The 18731-nt window shown below is 53.9% G+C and carries 27 protein-coding genes; 26 read left to right on the top strand and 1 reads right to left on the bottom strand.

Annotation, left to right across the window (positions count from 1 at the left end; genetic code table 11):
* The first annotated feature begins 1 nt into the window (after nucleotide 1).
* The 20 genes from OGV67_RS07825 to OGV67_RS07730 all read left to right on the top strand — a co-directional run bounded on the left by OGV67_RS07825 (nucleotide 2) and on the right by OGV67_RS07730 (nucleotide 11694).
* Complete coding sequence (locus OGV67_RS07825; protein ID WP_286465266.1) at nucleotides 2–361, top strand: hypothetical protein; 360 nt, start codon at nucleotides 2–4, stop codon at nucleotides 359–361.
* A 57-nt stretch (nucleotides 362–418) separates the two neighbouring features.
* A complete protein-coding gene (locus tag OGV67_RS07820; RefSeq protein ID WP_286465264.1) occupies nucleotides 419–1087 on the top strand; it encodes an Nmad5 family putative nucleotide modification protein in 669 nt (222 codons plus the stop codon).
* A 164-nt stretch (nucleotides 1088–1251) separates the two neighbouring features.
* Complete coding sequence (locus OGV67_RS07815) at nucleotides 1252–2190, top strand: DUF7666 domain-containing protein (RefSeq protein ID WP_286465263.1); 939 nt, start codon at nucleotides 1252–1254, stop codon at nucleotides 2188–2190.
* A complete protein-coding gene (locus tag OGV67_RS07810; RefSeq protein ID WP_286465261.1) occupies nucleotides 2183–2350 on the top strand; it encodes a hypothetical protein in 168 nt (55 codons plus the stop codon). The genes OGV67_RS07815 and OGV67_RS07810 overlap by 8 nt, the downstream gene beginning before the upstream one ends.
* On the top strand, nucleotides 2347–2556 hold the full coding sequence (locus OGV67_RS07805; protein WP_200065104.1) for a cell division protein FtsZ: 210 nt from the start codon (nucleotides 2347–2349) through the stop codon (nucleotides 2554–2556). The genes OGV67_RS07810 and OGV67_RS07805 overlap by 4 nt, the downstream gene beginning before the upstream one ends.
* 255 nt (nucleotides 2557–2811) lie before the next feature.
* Complete coding sequence (locus OGV67_RS07800; protein ID WP_286465258.1) at nucleotides 2812–3678, top strand: ATP-binding protein; 867 nt, start codon at nucleotides 2812–2814, stop codon at nucleotides 3676–3678.
* Nucleotides 3679–4140, top strand: a complete 462-nt coding sequence (locus OGV67_RS07795; protein ID WP_286465255.1) for a single-stranded DNA-binding protein — start codon at nucleotides 3679–3681, stop codon at nucleotides 4138–4140.
* 8 nt (nucleotides 4141–4148) lie between these two features.
* Nucleotides 4149–4697, top strand: a complete 549-nt coding sequence (locus OGV67_RS07790; protein WP_286465253.1) for a 3'-5' exonuclease — start codon at nucleotides 4149–4151, stop codon at nucleotides 4695–4697.
* 17 nt (nucleotides 4698–4714) lie between these two features.
* Nucleotides 4715–4999 carry a hypothetical protein gene (locus OGV67_RS07785; RefSeq protein ID WP_286465252.1) on the top strand — a complete coding sequence of 95 codons (285 nt, stop codon included), beginning with the start codon at nucleotides 4715–4717 and terminating at the stop codon, nucleotides 4997–4999.
* Nucleotides 4999–5166: a hypothetical protein gene (locus OGV67_RS07780; RefSeq protein WP_286465249.1), complete on the top strand. Its 168-nt coding sequence runs from the start codon at nucleotides 4999–5001 to the stop codon at nucleotides 5164–5166. Before OGV67_RS07785 ends, OGV67_RS07780 begins: the two co-directional genes overlap by 1 nt.
* Nucleotides 5163–5822 (top strand): MT-A70 family methyltransferase, encoded by a 660-nt coding sequence (locus OGV67_RS07775; protein WP_286465248.1) that lies wholly within the window; start codon nucleotides 5163–5165, stop codon nucleotides 5820–5822. The genes OGV67_RS07780 and OGV67_RS07775 overlap by 4 nt, the downstream gene beginning before the upstream one ends.
* Entirely contained in the window at nucleotides 5819–6040 is a 222-nt protein-coding gene (locus tag OGV67_RS07770) for a hypothetical protein (RefSeq protein ID WP_286465246.1), read from the top strand. Before OGV67_RS07775 ends, OGV67_RS07770 begins: the two co-directional genes overlap by 4 nt.
* Nucleotides 6037–7281 (top strand): phosphoadenosine phosphosulfate reductase domain-containing protein, encoded by a 1245-nt coding sequence (locus OGV67_RS07765; RefSeq protein ID WP_286465245.1) that lies wholly within the window; start codon nucleotides 6037–6039, stop codon nucleotides 7279–7281. The genes OGV67_RS07770 and OGV67_RS07765 overlap by 4 nt, the downstream gene beginning before the upstream one ends.
* 104 nt (nucleotides 7282–7385) lie before the next feature.
* Nucleotides 7386–7733, top strand: a complete 348-nt coding sequence (locus OGV67_RS07760) for an XkdD/Y8K6 family phage-associated protein (RefSeq protein ID WP_286465244.1) — start codon at nucleotides 7386–7388, stop codon at nucleotides 7731–7733.
* A 2-nt stretch (nucleotides 7734–7735) separates the two neighbouring features.
* Nucleotides 7736–7954, top strand: a complete 219-nt coding sequence (locus OGV67_RS07755; protein ID WP_286465242.1) for a TraR/DksA family transcriptional regulator — start codon at nucleotides 7736–7738, stop codon at nucleotides 7952–7954.
* A complete protein-coding gene (locus OGV67_RS07750; protein ID WP_286465240.1) occupies nucleotides 7954–8454 on the top strand; it encodes a class I SAM-dependent methyltransferase in 501 nt (166 codons plus the stop codon). The genes OGV67_RS07755 and OGV67_RS07750 overlap by 1 nt, the downstream gene beginning before the upstream one ends.
* A 642-nt stretch (nucleotides 8455–9096) precedes the next feature.
* Nucleotides 9097–9348, top strand: coding sequence for a DUF4222 domain-containing protein (locus tag OGV67_RS07745; protein ID WP_286465236.1), 252 nt, complete (start codon nucleotides 9097–9099; stop codon nucleotides 9346–9348).
* 9 nt (nucleotides 9349–9357) lie between these two features.
* A complete protein-coding gene (locus tag OGV67_RS07740; RefSeq protein ID WP_286465233.1) occupies nucleotides 9358–10002 on the top strand; it encodes a DUF1281 family ferredoxin-like fold protein in 645 nt (214 codons plus the stop codon).
* A 105-nt stretch (nucleotides 10003–10107) separates the two neighbouring features.
* The gene (locus OGV67_RS07735; RefSeq protein ID WP_014070846.1) at nucleotides 10108–10353 is read left to right on the top strand and encodes an excisionase family protein; all 246 of its coding nucleotides are present in this window, start codon (nucleotides 10108–10110) and stop codon (nucleotides 10351–10353) included.
* Between the two features lie 45 nt (nucleotides 10354–10398).
* Nucleotides 10399–11694 (top strand): tyrosine-type recombinase/integrase, encoded by a 1296-nt coding sequence (locus OGV67_RS07730; RefSeq protein WP_286465230.1) that lies wholly within the window; start codon nucleotides 10399–10401, stop codon nucleotides 11692–11694.
* Between the two features lie 26 nt (nucleotides 11695–11720).
* On the opposite strand, the gene fliE is transcribed toward OGV67_RS07730, so the two are convergent.
* Nucleotides 11721–12035 carry a flagellar hook-basal body complex protein FliE gene (fliE, locus tag OGV67_RS07725; protein ID WP_012131910.1) on the bottom strand — a complete coding sequence of 105 codons (315 nt, stop codon included), beginning with the start codon at nucleotides 12033–12035 and terminating at the stop codon, nucleotides 11721–11723.
* 216 nt (nucleotides 12036–12251) lie between these two features.
* On the opposite strand from fliE, the gene fliF reads away from it, so the two are divergent.
* From fliF to fliK, 6 genes are read left to right on the top strand one after another with little or no spacing between them, the layout of a single operon-like run.
* On the top strand, nucleotides 12252–13928 hold the full coding sequence (fliF, locus tag OGV67_RS07720) for a flagellar basal-body MS-ring/collar protein FliF (RefSeq protein ID WP_058669296.1): 1677 nt from the start codon (nucleotides 12252–12254) through the stop codon (nucleotides 13926–13928).
* Entirely contained in the window at nucleotides 13918–14916 is a 999-nt protein-coding gene (gene fliG, locus OGV67_RS07715; protein WP_012131907.1) for a flagellar motor switch protein FliG, read from the top strand. The genes fliF and fliG overlap by 11 nt, the downstream gene beginning before the upstream one ends.
* Nucleotides 14909–15613, top strand: a complete 705-nt coding sequence (gene fliH, locus OGV67_RS07710; protein ID WP_071258771.1) for a flagellar assembly protein FliH — start codon at nucleotides 14909–14911, stop codon at nucleotides 15611–15613. Before fliG ends, fliH begins: the two co-directional genes overlap by 8 nt.
* A complete protein-coding gene (gene fliI / locus OGV67_RS07705; protein ID WP_012131905.1) occupies nucleotides 15613–16983 on the top strand; it encodes a flagellar protein export ATPase FliI in 1371 nt (456 codons plus the stop codon). The genes fliH and fliI overlap by 1 nt, the downstream gene beginning before the upstream one ends.
* Nucleotides 16984–17004: 21 nt before the next feature.
* On the top strand, nucleotides 17005–17448 hold the full coding sequence (gene fliJ / locus OGV67_RS07700) for a flagellar export protein FliJ (RefSeq protein WP_012131904.1): 444 nt from the start codon (nucleotides 17005–17007) through the stop codon (nucleotides 17446–17448).
* Nucleotides 17445–18659 carry a flagellar hook length control protein FliK gene (fliK, locus tag OGV67_RS07695; protein ID WP_115614227.1) on the top strand — a complete coding sequence of 405 codons (1215 nt, stop codon included), beginning with the start codon at nucleotides 17445–17447 and terminating at the stop codon, nucleotides 18657–18659. The genes fliJ and fliK overlap by 4 nt, the downstream gene beginning before the upstream one ends.
* Nucleotides 18660–18731: the final 72 nt, after the last annotated feature.

The raw sequence follows: 18731 nt of genomic DNA, 5'->3' as shown, positions 1-18731 counted from the left end.
CATGTCTGCATGTTTCGCAGTTGTTCTTAACGGCAACACCGAGATCAAATATTTCCCGTTCCATGATGCACGTAGCGCTGACAAAGCTGAGGTTATGGCGGACGAATGGCGCTACCAGGTGATCGACGCCATTGGTGCTGAAGAGTCGGTTCGCTTCCACTTACGTGTAGTCCGTCCGAAGGCCGTCTTCAAGCTTATGTCTGGAGCAATGATTGAATGTGACCTGGGCGACATTGATATCGACCCAGCAGTTAGCTTGGATATCGACTGTCACCTGTCCGCATTCGGGTACAACCGTAACGTTGGATATTGTGGCAACTGGGATTTGGATGGTGCTGAAGTCATCGAGTTCATCGCATAAACGGCGCTACAAAACGCGTTTCTCCCGCATCAGCGGGTAACGACAGAGGGTAAGTCAATGATTCGTCTTAACAACGAAATTAAAAATCAGCTATGCCATAACCTGCTTCTCGCATCCCCATTGTTTGAGAAAGCGAAAACTGCGGTTAATGAGAGGGCGAAAATTGTTGAAGAAATTCGACAGGCATTGCTCAAGCAGGAAAACACTAGTGATGAGCAAATAACCAAGGCTCGGGAAGATTTCAAAGATAACTCCTTCATCAGAATGCAGGTCGGCGCTAAAACTGCAATTTTAAAGGCCATTATCAATGGTGAGTATCACGAATTAGCCAGGAACGGTTTGGATCATCGCTATCGCCACCGTGGAAAACATATTGGTAAGCACGATCTTGAAAGCGACCTGTTCTTCGGGGCTTCCTTCGCGCCGGTAGTTGAATCGGGTTTCGTTCCTGAAAGTTACATCACGCTGAAGAAGGTTGGAAAATTACACGACCGACTCACTGAATCGACGGTAACCATCAACGTTCTTTACGATGAAGTTGATGCCTTCAAATTGCAGGTTAAGGGCGCTCTAACCAAAGTCTCAACTGTTAAAAAACTGGCTGAGATGTGGCCTGAGGCAGTGCCATATTTGCCTGAGGTGGAACGCCGTGAAGCTACCAGCACCGCACTTGCCATTCCCGTTGAAACGCTAAACGCCCTATGCGGCATACCTAAGAATGAATGACCCGCTCCGGCGGGTTTTTTATCGGCCATACATAGGCAGATTTTCGAGTCTGCCCATTTATGACAACCGGCGGCCATCCACCGCCAAAATTCTCGGAATGCGCAAGCGCAGAAGTCCTATTCGTTCCGTCAGCCGAACGTCATCGGCATCACAAGGAAATAACCATGACACAGAAAACTATCATTACCTACAAAGGCTTTAACAAAGATTTGCAGTGCCGGAATTACCAGTTTTCGATCGGAGAAACCTACCATCACGAAGGAAAAGTAGAGGCTTGTGGTTCTGGTTTTCATGCCTGTGAATGTCCTTTCGATGTTTTTGGTTATTATCCGCCAGCAGACAGCCGCTATGCGGAAACAATCTCTTTTGGTGTTACTGACCGTGAAGAGGAAGGCGACACCAAAATCGCCAGCGCCAGCATTACCATTAAGGCTGAATTAACGCTTCCGCAGTTCATCCAGCGCGGCATCGAATGGATCTGGAGCAAGATTGACAAGTCGCTTGAACAGCAGATCATGACTGGCGACTGGTCAGCGGCAACCAACACTGGCGACTGGTCAGCGGCAACCAACACTGGCAACCGGTCAGCGGCAACCAACACTGGCTACCAGTCAGCGGCAACCAACACTGGCAACCGGTCAGCGGCAACCAACACTGGCTACCAGTCAGCGGCAACCAACACTGGCTACCAGTCAGCGGCAACCAACACTGGCTACCAGTCAGCGGCAACCAACACTGGCGACTGGTCAGCGGCAACCAACACTGGCTACCAGTCAGCGGCAACCAACACTGGCGACTGGTCAGCGGCAACCAACACTGGCTACCAGTCAGCGGCAACCAACACTGGCTACCAGTCAGCGGCAACCAACACTGGCTACCAGTCAGCGGCAGAAGTTTCTGGATCACACTCCGTAGCTGTATCACTCGGCATTGAAGGTAAAGCGCGAGCATCTGAAAACGGTGCAATTGTGCTCTGCTATCGCGATGAAGATGGCGAGTTAATTCATATCCGCGCCGGCATGGTTGGTGAGAACGGTATCAAGGCCGGAAAGTGGTATCAGCTAAGCGCTGATAACGAGTTTGTCGAGGTTGAAGATGAGTAACAAAACAGTCACCCACAACGGCAAGCAGTACACCGCCAAAAAGCTCAACGATAACGAGTGGCAGCTGACCTCCGTCGATAAACCCCGCGAGAAAATCACAATGAACCGCTGGCAGATGGATTTAGCCGGTTTATTGCAGCAGGTGGAGGGTAAATCATGATTTCACACTACGGAACGACACCAATGATTCGCCAGTGTGTAATGCCCGGCATGATGGCAATGCATGAAGGCCGCACCTATCGCGTCTCAGCAGTCATTCAGGAGCGCAAATGGGTTTACCTGCACACCGATGCAGAAATAATCCGCCTCAGTGACTGCGTGATTGACGTACTTCTGGACGGTCACGGCAACCCTATCCAGCACTAACCACCCTATTCAACCGATCGGCCTGGCTAAAAGCGGGCGGGATCTGCACATCCAAATTTCAGGAGTCAATCATGTCTCTGGCTAGAACAGTGAAAGAGAGTCAATTGCAGCGAAGACTCAGCACACAGAAAGCTCTCTGGTATCGCTATAAAGGTGATCGCGATGGAATGAGAGCGCATCTGAACTTGTCGAGAATCGAGGTTCTTAATCAGCGTTATTTCTTGGGCGGATGCCCGTTCTAAAAAGGTAAACATCATGAAATTCGAAAAAGCCATGAGAAAGAAAGCCAAGCTACGGCTGGCACTTACCGGGCCGAGTGGTTCAGGAAAAACTTATAGCGCGCTGATGATCTGCAAAAGCATGGGTGGAAAAACAGCGGTGATTGATACCGAAAAAGGAAGCGCATCACTCTACTCAAATGACTTTGATTTCGATGTGCTGGAGCTTGATCCTCCTTTCAGCCCTGAGCGCTTTATTGAAGCCATTGGAGCAGCAGAAGAAGCCGGTTATGACAATCTCATTATCGACTCAATCTCGCATGAATGGAGCGGTGTTGGTGGTTGCCTTGATGATCTAGACACTATTGCCAAAACAAAGTTTAAGGGAAACACCCACGCAGCATGGAGCGCATTAACTCCACGTCATCGCAAGTTTCTTGACGCCATCCTTCGTGTTAATTGCCACTTGGTGGCCACCATGCGTAGCAAAACAGAAACTGCACAACAGGAAGGAAGCAAAAAAGTTGTGAAGTTGGGGATGAAGACAGAGCAGCGAGATGGAGTTGAATATGAATTTACCACCGTTCTCGACATCAACCACGAAACACATACGGCTACGGCATCAAAAGATCGTACTGGTCTGTTCTCAAATGCTGATTACACGGTACTGGACGAGACCGTTGGTAAGCGACTGATGGGGTGGCTAAATGATGGCCGTTCTAAAGCAGAAATAGACCTTGCTCACTTTGTAGCCACAGCAGAATCAGCTCCTTCTTTCGAACAACTGAAAGCGGCCTGGGCGGAGGCTTTCAGGACATTACGAGACACGCCAGAGCAGGCGAAAGCACAGGAAGTATATGAGGCCAGAAAGGCAGAATTAACCGGCAATGAACAGGTGGCATAAATGGCTAGCAAAGGCGTAAACAAAGTGATCCTCGTCGGCAACCTCGGGCAAGACCCCGAGGTTCGCTATCTACCAAATGGTGGCGCGGTAGCCAATATCACATTGGCAACTTCGGAATCATGGCGAGATAAAGCAACCGGAGAGATGAAAGAGCAGACCGAATGGCACCGGGTGGTGCTGTTTGGCAAGTTGGCTGAAGTAGCCAGCGAATATCTGCGTAAAGGTTCTCAGGTCTATATAGAAGGTCAGCTACGCACACGGAAATGGACCGATCAATCCGGCGTAGAGAAGTACACCACTGAGGTGCTGGTTAACGTCGGCGGAACCATGAAAATGCTTGGCGGAAAACAAGTAGAAGGAAAGCCAGCAGGCAGTAGCCCGCAGCAGCAACTAGCGCAACGACAACCGGCACAGCAGCACAACGAGCCACCTATGGATTTTGACGACGATATCCCTTTTTAAGGAATGATATGAACCACTTAATGATTGACCTCGAAACGATGGGTAACGGACCGTACTCGCCGATCATCTCCATTGGTGCTGTATTCTTCGATCCGAATACCGGGGAAATTGGTACTGATTTCCAGGTTAACGTATCGCTTGAATCATCAATGCGGTTCCGTGCCCGGCCTGATGCCTCAACAATCCTGTGGTGGATGGAACAAGGAGAGGATGCTCGCAAGGCATTAACCACTGACACGCAGGACCTTTCTACTGCTCTTTCTTGGCTCTCTGATTTCATCTCCAAACATGCAAAGCCGAAATTTGTTCAGGTATGGGGTAATGGTGCTTCTTTCGACTGCGTAATCCTTCGCAACAGCTACGCACTAACCGGTCAGGAAGTGCCGTGGAAGTGGTGGAGTGACCGAGATGTGCGCACCGTCGTGGAGATGGGGAAAGTAATCGGCATCGACCCTAAACGAGATATTCCATTCGAAGGAACCCGCCACAGCGCACTGGATGATGCCATCCACCAAGCCAAATACGTTTCAGCCATCTGGCAGAAGCTGACTAAATAAACCCACGGAGTTAAATCATGTCATCACCTCTTCAGGGGGCGGTATATCTGCGCCCGCCAGTCAGTTCCGGCACCAAAGAAGAGGTGCTGGAACGGTGCTTTAAAGCTATCGCCAATGACGATTATCAGACCACAGGCATGGATGAACGCCTGCTGCGACTCTACGAAAAGAAAGTCTGGAATGACAACTTCGAAGCTTCTTTCAGACCGGGATTGATGGTAGTCGGGCCTGTTCAATCTCACTACACCGACGATCGCATGCGTAATTATCGCGGTCGATTCGGTCACACCAGGAGTGACTGATGAAAGACTGGAGTCAGAACGAACTGGTGCTCCTGTGGCGCCACACAAACGCAGAAGTCGCAGAGATGACAGGTCGGAGTATCGAAGAGGTCGGTGATAAGTGGCTGCAAACCAATGTTGAGCGTAATGGCTGGGATGTTAACGATCCAGAGCGGGAGGATGCATGACAGCGAGATACTCACTTCTGTATGTCGATCCGCCCTGGTCTTACGGCAACACCATCAGCAACGGAGCCGCCGCCGACCACTATTCCACCATGAAGCTGATCGACCTCAAGCGCCTGCCAGTGTGGGAACTTGCTGCCGAAAACGCGGTGCTGGCGATGTGGTACACCGGCACGCATAACCAGGAGGCTATCGAACTGGCCGAGGCCTGGGGTTTTACCGTTCGCACGATGAAGGGCTTTACCTGGGTGAAGCTGAATCAGAATGCGGAACTGCGCATCAACAAGGCGCTGGCCGAGGGTGAAATCACCGACTTTTACGACTTCCTCGATCTGCTTAACGCCGAGACGCGCATGAACGGCGGAAACCACAGCCGGGCCAATACCGAAGACCTGATGATTGCTACCCGCGGCGCCGGGCTGGAACGAAAGCACGCCGGGATTAAGCAAGTGGTATACAGCCCGCTCGGAGCGCACAGCGAAAAGCCGTGGGAAGTGCGCCACCGGCTGGAGTTGCTTTACGGAGATGTGCCGCGGATTGAGCTGTTTAGCCGTAGCGCAGCGCCGGGCTGGGATCACTGGGGAAATCAATGCGCCACCGCCTCGGTTGAATTACTACCCGGCTGCGCCATCGACGTAGTGAAGACGGAGGCTGCATGACACCAGAAGAACAAGAAAACATCCTCCGCGCCCAGGCTCGTCGCTGCGCAGAAGAGCTAACCAAAGCGATGAGCACAAAGCCTAAACCGAAGTGGAACGCTGTATGCCCCCCCATCCTTCGCAAGCACTACGAGAAGGTAAAGCCGATGGGCGTCAGTCTGGTGAAATTTGTCAGTGTTATTGGCCGGATGCATGGCCGGTATGGAGTGGAATCATGAGTGAAGCAGCAATGATTATTGTCCCAACGGATATCAGCACCATGGTTCGTGAGGTTGAGGTTGCCTATAGCCGATATCTCACTGAATTTCGCATTCCATCCGATCACAAAATCGTTGTGAATTATTCGGCAGGAAAAGACAGCACCACTACTCTGGCGATTGCTCATGCACTATTTGGTGACCGCGTACAAGGTGTGATGGCTGATACCGATAACGAGCACGAACTGACAGTTGAATACGCCAGAACCATCCATGAACAGATCGGATGTAAACCAGTGCGGTTCGCAAAACGAATCTACACAGAGGACGACTTTGCTAAGCGCCGCGCATACTTGAAAAAGAACTGGCCTAAACGTCAGGTCATCCGCATGGGGGCATACCGTGGAATAGTAATGCCTTCATTGGCGCGATCCGATACCAAATTCGGCCATGCGTGGCTGCGCACTGCTGAACGGTGGAGGATTGAATTTGAGACTCCTCTAGATGCCGCGCTATCCGTAATGCATCCATCTGGAAACAGCTTTCTGGACATGGCTCTACTCCACGGGAAATTCCCGATGCTTCGCGACAGGTTTTGTACTGATGAACTGAAAATTCAGGCAGCATATGACCAGTTCATGCAGCCAATGTTGGACGACGGCGATGTTGTTGTTCAGTGGTCTGGTGTAAGGGCTGATGAATCATCAAAGCGCGCAGGATATGAGCGTTTCGCCCGCGATATGAGGGATGAAGATTATTTATATAACTTCCTGCCAATTCACCAATGGAATGCCACCGACGTTTTTGCGCTTCACAAATACATGGGCATCAAGCCGAACCCGCTTTATACACAGGGTGCCGCACGTGTTGGCTGCATGAACTGCGTGCTCTGCACCAAAGAAGAAATAGCAGAGACAGCAGCCCGCTGGCCTGAGCACATCGAAAAGCACAAGGAATGGGAACTAAAAGTTCGCCTTACCTCCCGCTGGGTGCACTGGATGAGTGTTGGTGAAATAAGCCAACGCTGGATGAAATCATTCGATCTTCCTCTTGGCCGTTCGGTACAACTATACGGTCTGACACCAGATATCCAGCATATCGACTGGTCAGGGTTCTATGGCCCGCGTGCAAACCTGAATGCACCAGGTGTAGATGACGTTGTTGAGTGGGCAAAAACAGGACGGGGGGGCAAAGTTTACGACTTGGTAAAAGCCAGTCTCGACACAGCAGTTTGCTCTTCCCGTTACGGTTTATGTGAATAAGGAAATTTCCGCATGAAAACACTATTCACCAGGTCGCTAAAGCGGCCTTTTTTATTGCTGGCGTTCACCTTCAACCGAATTAACCGACAGTTCATGGAGTGAGTATGGAAGAGAAACGTTTTACGCCGGGTCCGTGGGAAGTTGTTGATGATGACCATCATGAACTTGGAACTGATTCAAGCGTACTGATTGAGTCGACATCCCGCGGAATAACCTTGGCAATTATTGGCCCAGGAGATTCGACGACATACACAGAAGATATGGTTAATGCGCAATTAATCGCCGCGGCTCCTGAATTACTAGAAGCTTTGCAGTTATCACTTACCGCCATGAATGAAATGGGTGACATCCTAAACTTTCACGACATGGCAGACGCAGAAACAGTTGAGAGGCTCACACCCGCATTTGAAATGGCTCGTTCGTCTATCAGCAAAGCACTCGGTAAGGAGTGACCATGGCCGACATCATCGATATCGCAGCAGAGACTGAAGAGCTTCAGCGTAACGCTGCCCTTTCCGCCCACCGCATCAACCACAACGCCGTATCAGCTGAGCGTTGTGAAGAATGCGACGAACCAATTCCAGAGCCGCGGCGCGCTGCCGTTCCCGGCTGCCAGACCTGCGCGGAATGCCAGGGTGTTATCGAAATGAAGAATAAGCAGAGGGGGCTGTAATGCAGCAGGCAATTTTAGACATGTGCTGCGGGTCTCGCATGTTCTGGTTTGACAAGCAGGACGAGCGTGCAGTCTTCAGTGATATCCGCGCCGAGCAGCATGAGCTTTGCGACGGTCGCCAGCTGGTTATCAGCCCTGACCTAATTGCCGATTTCCGCGCCCTCCCTTTTGGCGATAACACTTTCCCTGTCGTCGTGTTCGATCCGCCGCACCTCGAGCGTGTCGGTGATAATGCATGGATGGGGAAAAAGTACGGCCGGCTCAACAAAGAAACATGGCGCGACGATTTGCGTGCAGGCTTCGCCGAAGCGTTCAGGGTGTTGTGGCCACACGGTGTGCTCATCTTCAAATGGAACGAAACGCAGATCCCGGTAAGCAATATCCTGGCGCTTACCGACGAGAAGCCGGTCATCTGGCAGCGCACCGGCAAGTCAGACAAAACTCACTGGGTGATCTTCGTCAAAGGTGGTCCCAATGTTCAGGATAATCCAGAGGGTTAATTCACATGATTGAGAATTTTTCGGAAGGGGAAAAGCGCTGGCGCCTAACGATGATCGAGCGCCTTCCAAGGGAGAGCGGCAAAAACAGGAAAGGTAAGTTCATCTGCGAATGCGGAAATGAGACCGTCGCAGTTATCAGCAGGGTTAAATCTGGCCTTACTAAATCTTGCGGTTGCCTGAGCCGGGAGGTTTCCGTCAGGCTCAGGACTAAGCATGGCCAGCATGGTTCTGAAACTTATGGAACGTGGTGCGCAATGCTGTCTCGGTGCGAAAACCCCAGCAATGTAAATTACAAAAATTACGGAGGTCGTGGGATTACTGTTTGTGACCGCTGGCATGAATTCAGCGAGTTCTTTGCTGATATGGGTGAAAGACCACGCGGAATGACCATCGATAGGATTGACAATAATCTTGGGTATTTCCCCGGGAACTGTCGATGGGCCACTAAGTCTGATCAGACCAAGAATCAGAGGAAAAGGAGTGGCTGCACATCAAATTGCAAAGGGGTTAGCCTTACCAAGCATGGTCGATGGGAGGCGCACATCTCAATTGATGGGAAAAGAACCTCTCTTGGAAGATTCGACACCGAGGAGGAGGCGTCCGCCGCTCATCAATTAGCCCGAGCTAAAAGAGATGAGAAACATGAAGAGTCGGATTTCTAGCCTACCGATTTCTGATGATTATTACTCTGATCGCCACGGCGCGCCCTGCAAAATCCTCCGCGCTACCCACGAAGTAATCCACTACATCCGCAACGGCCGCACCTGCATCGCCAGCATAGGCCGCTTTCAGCATGAATTCGAGCCGCTGACCAAAGCACAGGCTGAGCGGCTCGCCGAAGAAATAGAAACAGCAGAACACCTGAAGAAGCTGCGCGCCCAGCGTGCGGCATGAGGAGAAACAATGCCTAATCACGTAACAAATCGTCTGACAATCACAGGTGACGAGAAGTCTTTGTCTGAACTTTTTAATGCCTGCTTCCGAAAACAAAAACGTGAGGTTCCTGATTTCTGGCACGAGAAAGCAAATGATGTAGAAGCTGATGAAAAAAGTCGTAAAGAGTGGTCTGAACGCATCGCTGATCTCGAAGCTAAAGAGCCGTTTGATGTGTTCGACTTCAACAGAATTATTCCAGCGCCTGCATTTATTTTCACTGGAGACGCTCTAACAGGCGGGAGCCGGGAAGGGTCAACTGGCCGTAATTGGTACGAATTTAATTCTAAGCGATGGGGTACGAAGTGGAACGCCTACGACATGTCTATTGTCGAGCACACCGACTCAAAACTGGTCATTAAATTCGATACAGCTTGGAGCATTCCCGAGCCAATTATCAATGAATTAGTTACTTGGTTCCCTGAGTTAATGTTCTTCCATGAGTTTTATGACGAGGGTGGCTGGTTCTTTGGCGATCGAACATATCAGGCTGGTGCGTTAGCAATAGACCGCTATATCAACGGAGATGACCGTAAAAAACATAGCGAACTTGAAAAACGCCTTTCCATTGAACTGAAAGGATGGGACCCAGATTCTGACGAAGACTACAAATGACGCAACTGATAGCCAGTTATGAGCTGGCTATTGGGTGCGAAAGCGCCACCTCGTGATCCCTTTTGCCCGGCCCTGCGCCGGGTTCTTTTTTGCCTGGAGAAACCCATGAGCGAAATGACCTTAATCGTGCCCAATGACTGGGTAACCGAAGAAAAGCTCGTCGAGATTACCGGCCTTCGCCCTGGCACTATCGAGCGGGCCCGCAAAAAATGCTGGATGGTAGGACGGGAATACCTTCACGTCTCACCGGACGGCGTGCCGAAGAAAAACAGTGAATGCATGTATAACCGCAAGGCTGTCGACCAGTGGGTTGAGAGCATGTCAAAGAAACAGCCGGGTGCGCGCCAATGAAGATCCGTTTATGCTTAGCGGGCTCTTGGACGTCAGGAGGGAATAATGGCTAAGTCAGCATACCCAACAGGCGTGGAGAACCATGGCGGTACGCTCCGCATATGGTTCATCTATAAAGGCAGCCGGGTGCGTGAAAGTCTCGGCGTGCCAGATACACCAAAAAACAGGAAGATCGCTGGCGAACTGCGCGCGTCGGTGTGCTTCGCGATAAAGACCGGCAACTTCAATTACGCCGCCCAGTTCCCGGACTCACCGAACCTGAGAAGATTTGGGGTGGAGAGCAAGGAAATCACCGTGCTGGAGCTGGCGAATAAATGGCTTGAATTGAAACGCATGGAGATCAGCACCAATGCGATGTCTCGCTATTCATCTATAGCGCGCAACATGGTGCCAAGGATCGGCGGGGACAGGCTGGTATCTGCGGTGACGCAGGAAGACCTACTGTTTATAAGAAAGGAATTGCTGACCGGTTATCACACGCTGAAAATCGGGCAGAAAACGCCGGTTAAAGGCCGCTCAGTAAGAACGGTCAACAACTACATGAAGATCATGGGCGGGATGTTTAAGTTTGCCTCTGACAGCGGGTATGTCCGGGTAAACCCGTTCACCGGGATCGCCATGCTTAAGCGGTCACGATGCGAACCCGACCCGCTGACGCGCGAGGAGTTTGTCAGGATGATTAGCGCCTGCGCCCACCAGCAGCTGAAAAACATGTGGTCGCTGGCCGTTTACACCGGTGTGCGCCACGGCGAACTCGTGTCGCTGGCTTGGGAAGATATCGACCTGAACGCGGGCACGATGATGATCCGCCGGAACCACACGTTAACGAAGGAGTTCACCCTTCCGAAAACTGAGGCCGGCACGGACCGCATCATTAATCTTATTCAGCCAGCCATCGATGTGTTGAAGAACCAGGCTGAAATGACCAGGCTGAGCAAGCAATATCAGGTTGAGGTGAAACTGCGTGAATACGGTCGTACTGATGTGCATCCATGCACGTTCGTGTTCAACCCGCAGATCGTATCGCGTAATGGCCGGGCCGGGCATCATTATGCAGTGGGGTCGATCAACCAGTCTTGGGAGGCAGCAATGCGACGCGCCGGGATTCGCTATCGCAGAGCATATCAGTCCAGACACACATATGCATGCTGGTCGTTAGCTGCTGGCGCCAACCCGAACTTCATCGCAAAGCAAATGGGCCACACCGACGCTCAGATGGTTTATCGGGTATACGGATCATGGATGGCTGAAAATAACCAGGACCAGGTACTCATCCTCAACCAGAAATTGAGTGAATTTGCCCCATCCATGCCCCACGCAGTAGGATCGGATGGGTATTAACTATAAATATCATTAGGTTATGTAACCTAAACTTGCATGGACATCACTTCCTGGTACGCCGACATTAGTTTGTTGCGCACCTGAATGCCCATCTGCATTGAGACAGACGCTTTTTGCATATCGGTCATCACATCATTAAGCGCAATGCCTGGCTCACCCAGAGTAAATTTTTCTGCCTGTACGCGCGCGGTGGTTTGCGTATCACTGATGCGATTCAGTGCCGCATGCAGTTGACCGGCAAAACTTACGGTTGGTTGCGGCAGCGCGTCTTGCGCCCGTGCGGACATCGCCGTTGCCTGTAGCTGGCTGATGACCCCTTCAATCCCCTGTATTGCTGACATGCTAATCCCCTGGATGATTTTTTACACAGCAGAGATTACCAGTTTGTCAATAAGATAAAGGCGCTAAATAGCGATAAAAAACCTCGGTTTTTGGCGCATAGAAAAATTCGAAACCGCAAATAATGAGACCGTCAATTTTTCGAGTTTGCTGACCCGGGAGTGAGTCTTGTTCCACTTTGCAAAAAACGCCGTCCACGATCAGTCACGAGGTGCGAGATGAGTGCGACTGCATCGACTGCAACCCAACCTAAACCTCTCGAGTGGCTTAATCGCCTGCGCGCGAATCCCAGAATTCCTCTGATTGTGGCGGGATCAGCCGCCGTTGCCATCATCGTTGCTATGGTTTTGTGGGCGAAAGCGCCAGATTATCGCACGCTGTTCAGCAACCTTTCCGATCAGGATGGCGGGGCCATTGTCACGCAGCTGACCCAGATGAACATCCCTTACCGCTTCACCGAAGGAAGCGGTGCGATTGAAGTGCCTGCCGATAAAGTGCATGAGCTTCGCCTGCGCCTGGCGCAACAGGGATTGCCAAAAGGCGGCGCTGTCGGCTTCGAGTTGTTAGACCAGGAAAAATTCGGCATCAGCCAGTTCAGCGAGCAGGTCAATTACCAGCGCGCGCTGGAAGGCGAGCTGGCCCGCACTATCGAAACCCTGGGGCCGGTAAAACGCGCCCGTGTCCACCTGGCGATGCCAAAACCTTCTCTGTTCGTGCGCGAGCAGAAATCCCCTTCCGCTTCCGTAACGGTCAATCTTGAACCAGGCCGCGCGCTGGATGAAGGGCAAATCAGCGCGGTGGTGCATCTGGTATCCAGCGCCGTTGCGGGTCTGCCGCCAGGTAACGTCACGCTGGTCGATCAGGGCGGTCATCTGTTGACTCAGTCCAATACCAGCAGCCGCGATCTGAACGACGCGCAGTTGAAATACGCCAGCGATGTGGAAGGACGCATTCAGCGCCGTATCGAATCGATTCTTTCGCCAATCGTCGGCAACGGCAACGTCCATGCTCAGGTTACTGCGCAGCTGGATTTTGCCAACAAAGAGCAGACGGAAGAGCAATACCGTCCGAACGGCGACGCATCGCAGGCCGTGCTGCGCTCACGCCAGCTTAATGAAAGCGAGCAAATCGGCTCCGGCTATCCGGGCGGCGTACCGGGTGCGCTGTCGAATCAGCCTGCGCCAGCGAATGCTGCGCCGATCAGCACACCGCCTGCTAATCAGCAAAACGCGCAGAACACGCAGACGACCAACAATGCGAACAGCAATGTGCCGCGCAATACGCAGCGCAACGAAACCAGTAACTATGAAGTGGATCGCACCATTCGCCACACCAAACTGAACGTGGGCGATGTGCAGCGACTCTCCGTGGCGGTCGTGGTGAACTACCGCGCCCTGCCGGACGGCAAACCGCTGCCGTTAACCACGGAACAGATGAAGCAGATCGAAGATCTGACCCGCGAAGCGATGGGCTTCTCCGACAAACGCGGCGATACCCTTAACGTGGTGAACTCACCGTTTACCGCAACGGACGACCTGGGCGGCGAGCTGCCATTCTGGAAACAGCAAGCCTTTATTGAGCAGTTGATCTCCGCAGGTCGCTGGCTCCTGGTTCTGCTGGTTGCCTGGATTCTGTGGCGCAAAGCGGTTCGACCGCAGCTTGCTCGCCGCGCTGAAGAGACGAAAGCCGCGCAGGAACAGGCGCAGGTTCGTCAGGAAACCGAAGAAGCGGTAGAAGTTCGCCTCAGCAAAGACGAACAGACCCAGCAGCGCCGGGCGAACCAGCGTCTGGGCGCAGAAGTGATGAGCCAGCGTATTCGCGAAATGTCAGATAACGATCCGCGCGTCGTGGCGCTGGTCATTCGCCAGTGGATGAATAACGATCATGAGCAATAAACTTACCGGCACCGATAAAAGCGTCATCCTGCTGATGACCATTGGCGAAGACCGTGCGGCAGAGGTGTTTAAGCACCTCTCCACGCGCGAAGTGCAAACCCTGAGTTCGGCAATGGCGAACGTGCGCCAGATTTCCAACAAACAGCTGACCGATGTGCTGGCGGAATTTGAGCAAGAAGCCGAACAGTTTGCCGCACTCAACATCAACGCCAACGAATACCTGCGTTCCGTGCTGGTTAAAGCGCTGGGTGAAGAGCGTGCCGCCAGTCTGCTGGAAGATATCCTCGAAACGCGGGATACCGCCAGCGGCATTGAAACGCTCAACTTTATGGAGCCGCAAAGCGCCGCCGACCTTATCCGCGACGAACACCCGCAGATTATCGCCACCATCCTGGTGCATCTCAAACGCGGCCAGGCCGCCGATATTCTGGCGCTGTTCGACGAACGTCTGCGCCACGATGTCATGCTGCGTATCGCGACCTTCGGCGGCGTACAGCCAGCCGCACTGGCGGAACTGACCGAAGTGTTGAATGGTCTGCTCGACGGTCAGAACCTCAAGCGCAGCAAAATGGGCGGCGTGAGAACCGCGGCAGAAATCATCAACCTGATGAAAACCCAGCAGGAAGAGGCGGTTATCAGCGCCGTACGCGAATTCGACGGCGAGCTGGCGCAGAAAATTATCGACGAAATGTTCCTGTTCGAAAATCTGGTGGAAGTCGACGATCGCAGCATCCAGCGTCTGTTGCAGGAAGTGGATTCCGAGTCGTTGCTGATCGCCCTGAAAGGCGCCGAGCCGCCGCTACGCGAGAAATTCCTGCGCAACATGTCGCAGCGTGCTGCCGATATTCTGCGCGACGACCTCGCCAACCGTGGCCCGGTACGTCTGTCTCAGGTGGAGAACGAACAGAAAGCCATTCTGCTTATTGTGCGTCGTCTGGCGGAAACCGGCGAAATGGTAATCGGCAGCGGCGAGGATACCTATGTCTAACGAATTGCCGTGGCAGATCTGGACACCGGACGATCTCGTCCCTCCCCTGGCCGAGTTTGTGCCAATGGAGCACCGCGACGAACCGATAGCCATCGATGACGAACCGGAGCTGAGTGCCGAACAGCAGCTTGAGCAGCAACTGGCGCAGCTGAAAATGCAGGCGCACGAGCAAGGGTATAACGCGGGCCTCGCCGAAGGCCGCCAGAAAGGCCACGAACAGGGCTATCAGGAAGGATTAGCGCAAGGGCTGGAGCAAGGCCAGACGCAGGCGCGCGCTCAACAGGCGCCGCTGAATGCCCGAATGCAGCAACTGGTCAGCGAGTTTCAGAATACGCTGGACGCGCTGGACAGCGTGATTGCCTCGCGCCTGATGCAAATGGCGCTGGAAGCCGCTCGCCAGGTGATCGGCCAGACGCCAGCGGTGGACAACTCCGCACTCATTAAACAGATCCAGCAATTGTTGCAACAGGAACCGTTGTTCAGCGGGAAACCGCAATTACGCGTTCACCCGGATGATTTACAGCGCGTCGAAGAGATGCTCGGGGCCACGCTCAGCCTGCACGGCTGGCGTTTGCGCGGCGATCCCACGCTGCATCATGGCGGCTGTAAAGTGTCCGCCGATGAAGGCGATCTGGACGCCAGCGTCGCCACGCGTTGGCAAGAACTCTGCCGCCTGGCGGCTCCCGGAGTCGTCTGATGACTACGCGCCTGACCCGCTGGCTGAATACGCTGGATAACTTCGAAGCCAAAATGGCGCAGCTCCCGGCGGTGCGTCGCTACGGGCGGCTGACCCGCGCCACCGGTCTGGTGCTGGAAGCCACTGGCTTGCAGCTGCCGCTCGGCGCGACCTGCGTCATTGAACGGCAGGACGGGACGGAAACACGCGAAGTGGAAAGCGAAGTCGTCGGCTTTAATGGCCAGCGGCTGTTTTTAATGCCGCTGGAAGAGGTCGAAGGCATTCTTCCCGGCGCACGCGTTTACGCAAAAAATATTGCCGGAGAAGGTCTGCAAAGCGGAAAACAGCTGCCGCTCGGCCCTGCCCTGCTGGGGCGCGTGCTGGACGGCGGCGGCAAGCCGCTGGATGGTCTTCCCGCGCCAGACACCACGGAAACCGGCGCGTTAATCACTCAACCATTCAACCCCTTGCAGCGAACGCCTATTGAGCATGTGCTGGATACCGGCGTCCGCCCCATCAACGCGCTGCTTACCGTCGGACGCGGACAGCGTATGGGGCTGTTTGCCGGTTCCGGCGTGGGTAAAAGCGTTCTGCTCGGCATGATGGCGCGCTATACCCGCGCGGACGTTATCGTCGTCGGGCTGATTGGCGAACGTGGCCGCGAAGTTAAAGATTTTATCGAAAACATTCTGGGCGCTGACGGGCGCGCGCGTTCGGTGGTGATTGCCGCGCCTGCGGACGTCTCGCCACTGCTGCGAATGCAGGGAGCGGCCTATGCCACGCGTATTGCCGAGGATTTCCGCGATCGCGGGCAGCACGTACTGCTGATCATGGACTCCCTGACCCGCTACGCGATGGCGCAGCGTGAGATTGCGCTGGCGATCGGCGAACCGCCTGCGACCAAGGGGTATCCGCCTTCGGTCTTCGCAAAATTACCTGCGCTGGTGGAACGTGCGGGGAACGGCATTCACGGCGGCGGCTCCATCACCGCGTTTTATACGGTATTGACCGAAGGCGACGATCAGCAGGACCCAATCGCCGACTCGGCGCGTGCGATCCTGGATGGACACATTGTGTTATCCCGTCGTCTGGCCGAAGCCGGTCACTACCCGGCCATTGATATTGAAGCGTCGATCAGCCGTGCAATGACGTCGCTGATCACCGAGCAACACTATGCACGCGTACGGAATTTCAAACAGTTGCTGTCCAGTTTCCAGCGTAACCGCGATTTGGTGAGCGTCGGCGCGTATGCCAAAGGCAGCGATCCCATGCTGGATAAAGCCATCGCGCTGTGGCCGCAGCTGGAGGCGTTTTTGCAACAAGGTATTTTCGAACGAGCCGACTGGGAAGATTCTCTCCAGGCGCTGGAACTGATTTTCCCGACGGTGTGATGAAGCAGGAGGGCATAGGTCATGGCACAACATGGTGCGCTGGCGACATTAAAAGATCTGGCCGAGAAAGAAGTGGATGATGCCGCTCTCTTATTAGGGGAAATGCGACGCGGATTCCAGCAGGCGGAAGAACAACTGAAAATGCTGATTGATTATCAGCATGAGTATCGCAACAATCTCAATGCCGATATGGGCCAGGGGATTGCCAGCAACCGCTGGATTAACTATCAGCAATTTATTCAGACGCTGGAGAAGGCCATTGAGCAGCATCGCCAGCAGCTGACGCAGTGGACACAAAAAGTGGACGTGGCGCTGAACAGCTGGCGTGAAAAGAAACAACGGCTTCAGGCCTGGCAGACCTTACAGGACAGACAAAGTGCGGCAGCGTTATTGGCTGAAAACCGCCTGGATCAGAAAAAAATGGATGAATTTGCTCAGCGTGCTGCAATGAGGAAAACCGAATGATCACCTTGCCCCAACTGATCACGACCGACACAGACGTAACGACAGGCCTTCAGGCCGGTAAAACAGCCGATTCAGCCCAGGATTTTCTGGCGCTGTTAGCCGGTGCTTTGGGTGCAGGCGACGCGCAGGGTAAAGATGCCCCGCTTTCGCTTGCCGATCTCCAGGCGGCAGGCGGCAAACTGCAAAAAGGATTGCTGCAAAAAAATGCCGATACGCCGCAGACGACACCGCTGGCCGATCTTCTGGCGCGCCAGGATCTGCTGACGGATGACGCCACAGCAGACCTGACCGAGGCACAGCAGTTGCTGTCCACGCTGACGCCTTCGCTGAAAAGCAACGCCCTGAACGCGTTAAGTAAGACTGCCCGGCAGGACGACAACGCACCGGCGCTGAGCGATGAAGACCTCGCGAATCTGAGCGCGCTCTTCGCCATGTTACCGGGCCAGCCAGCGCTGACGCCAACCACGCGAACCGCGTCGGCTGAAGGCGCACTCTCCGCCCCGGCATCGCTGCGTGGCGATACGCGCGCCGCTATGCAGGATGCAGTTGCCGGGCTGACGACTGGCGAGCTGAAAAAAGGGAAAGTCGATGCCGCGCCTGACGTCACCGCAAACTCAGCAAGCAACCAGCCGGTAACGCCGCTGGTCGCCGCCGCTGCCGCTAAAGCCGACATGGAAAGCACGCCTTCTCCGGTCACGACCATTGGCGCCATGACCACGCCTGGCGGTATGACGACGCAGACGCAACCCGCGCCTGTCGCAGCCGCCCCGGTGCTCAGCGCGCCGCTGGGCAGCCATGAGTGGCAGCAGTCATTAAGCCAGCATGTGACGCTGTTTACCCGCCAGGGGCAGCAGAGCGCGGAACTGCGTCTGCACCCGGAGGAACTGGGGCAGATTCAAATCTCCCTCAAAATGGATGATAACCAGGCGCAACTGCAAATGGTGTCAGCGCATAGCCACGTTCGCGCCGCGCTGGAAGCCGCGTTACCCGTACTGCGTACCCAACTGGCGGAAAACGGCATCCAGCTGGGACAAAGCAGTATCAGCAGTGAAAGTTTCGCCGGACAGCAGCAGTCGTCATCCCAGCAGCAGCACGCTTCCCGCGCACAGGGACAAGAGGCTTTTGCCGCCGAAGATGACATCGCACTGACGACGCCGGGCTCGCTCCAGGCTGCCGCTCGCGGCGATGGCGCGGTGGATATCTTCGCCTAACGCCAGAGGTAGCATGATTATCCGCGTCTTTTCCACGCTTTGCCGTGGACAGGACACGGGATAATCAGCCAA

The sequence above is a fragment of the Citrobacter sp. CK188 genome (assembly GCF_030333525.1).
Classification (GTDB): domain Bacteria; phylum Pseudomonadota; class Gammaproteobacteria; order Enterobacterales; family Enterobacteriaceae; genus Citrobacter_B; species Citrobacter_B koseri.
This window is presented reverse-complemented; position numbering and strand designations above follow the sequence as displayed.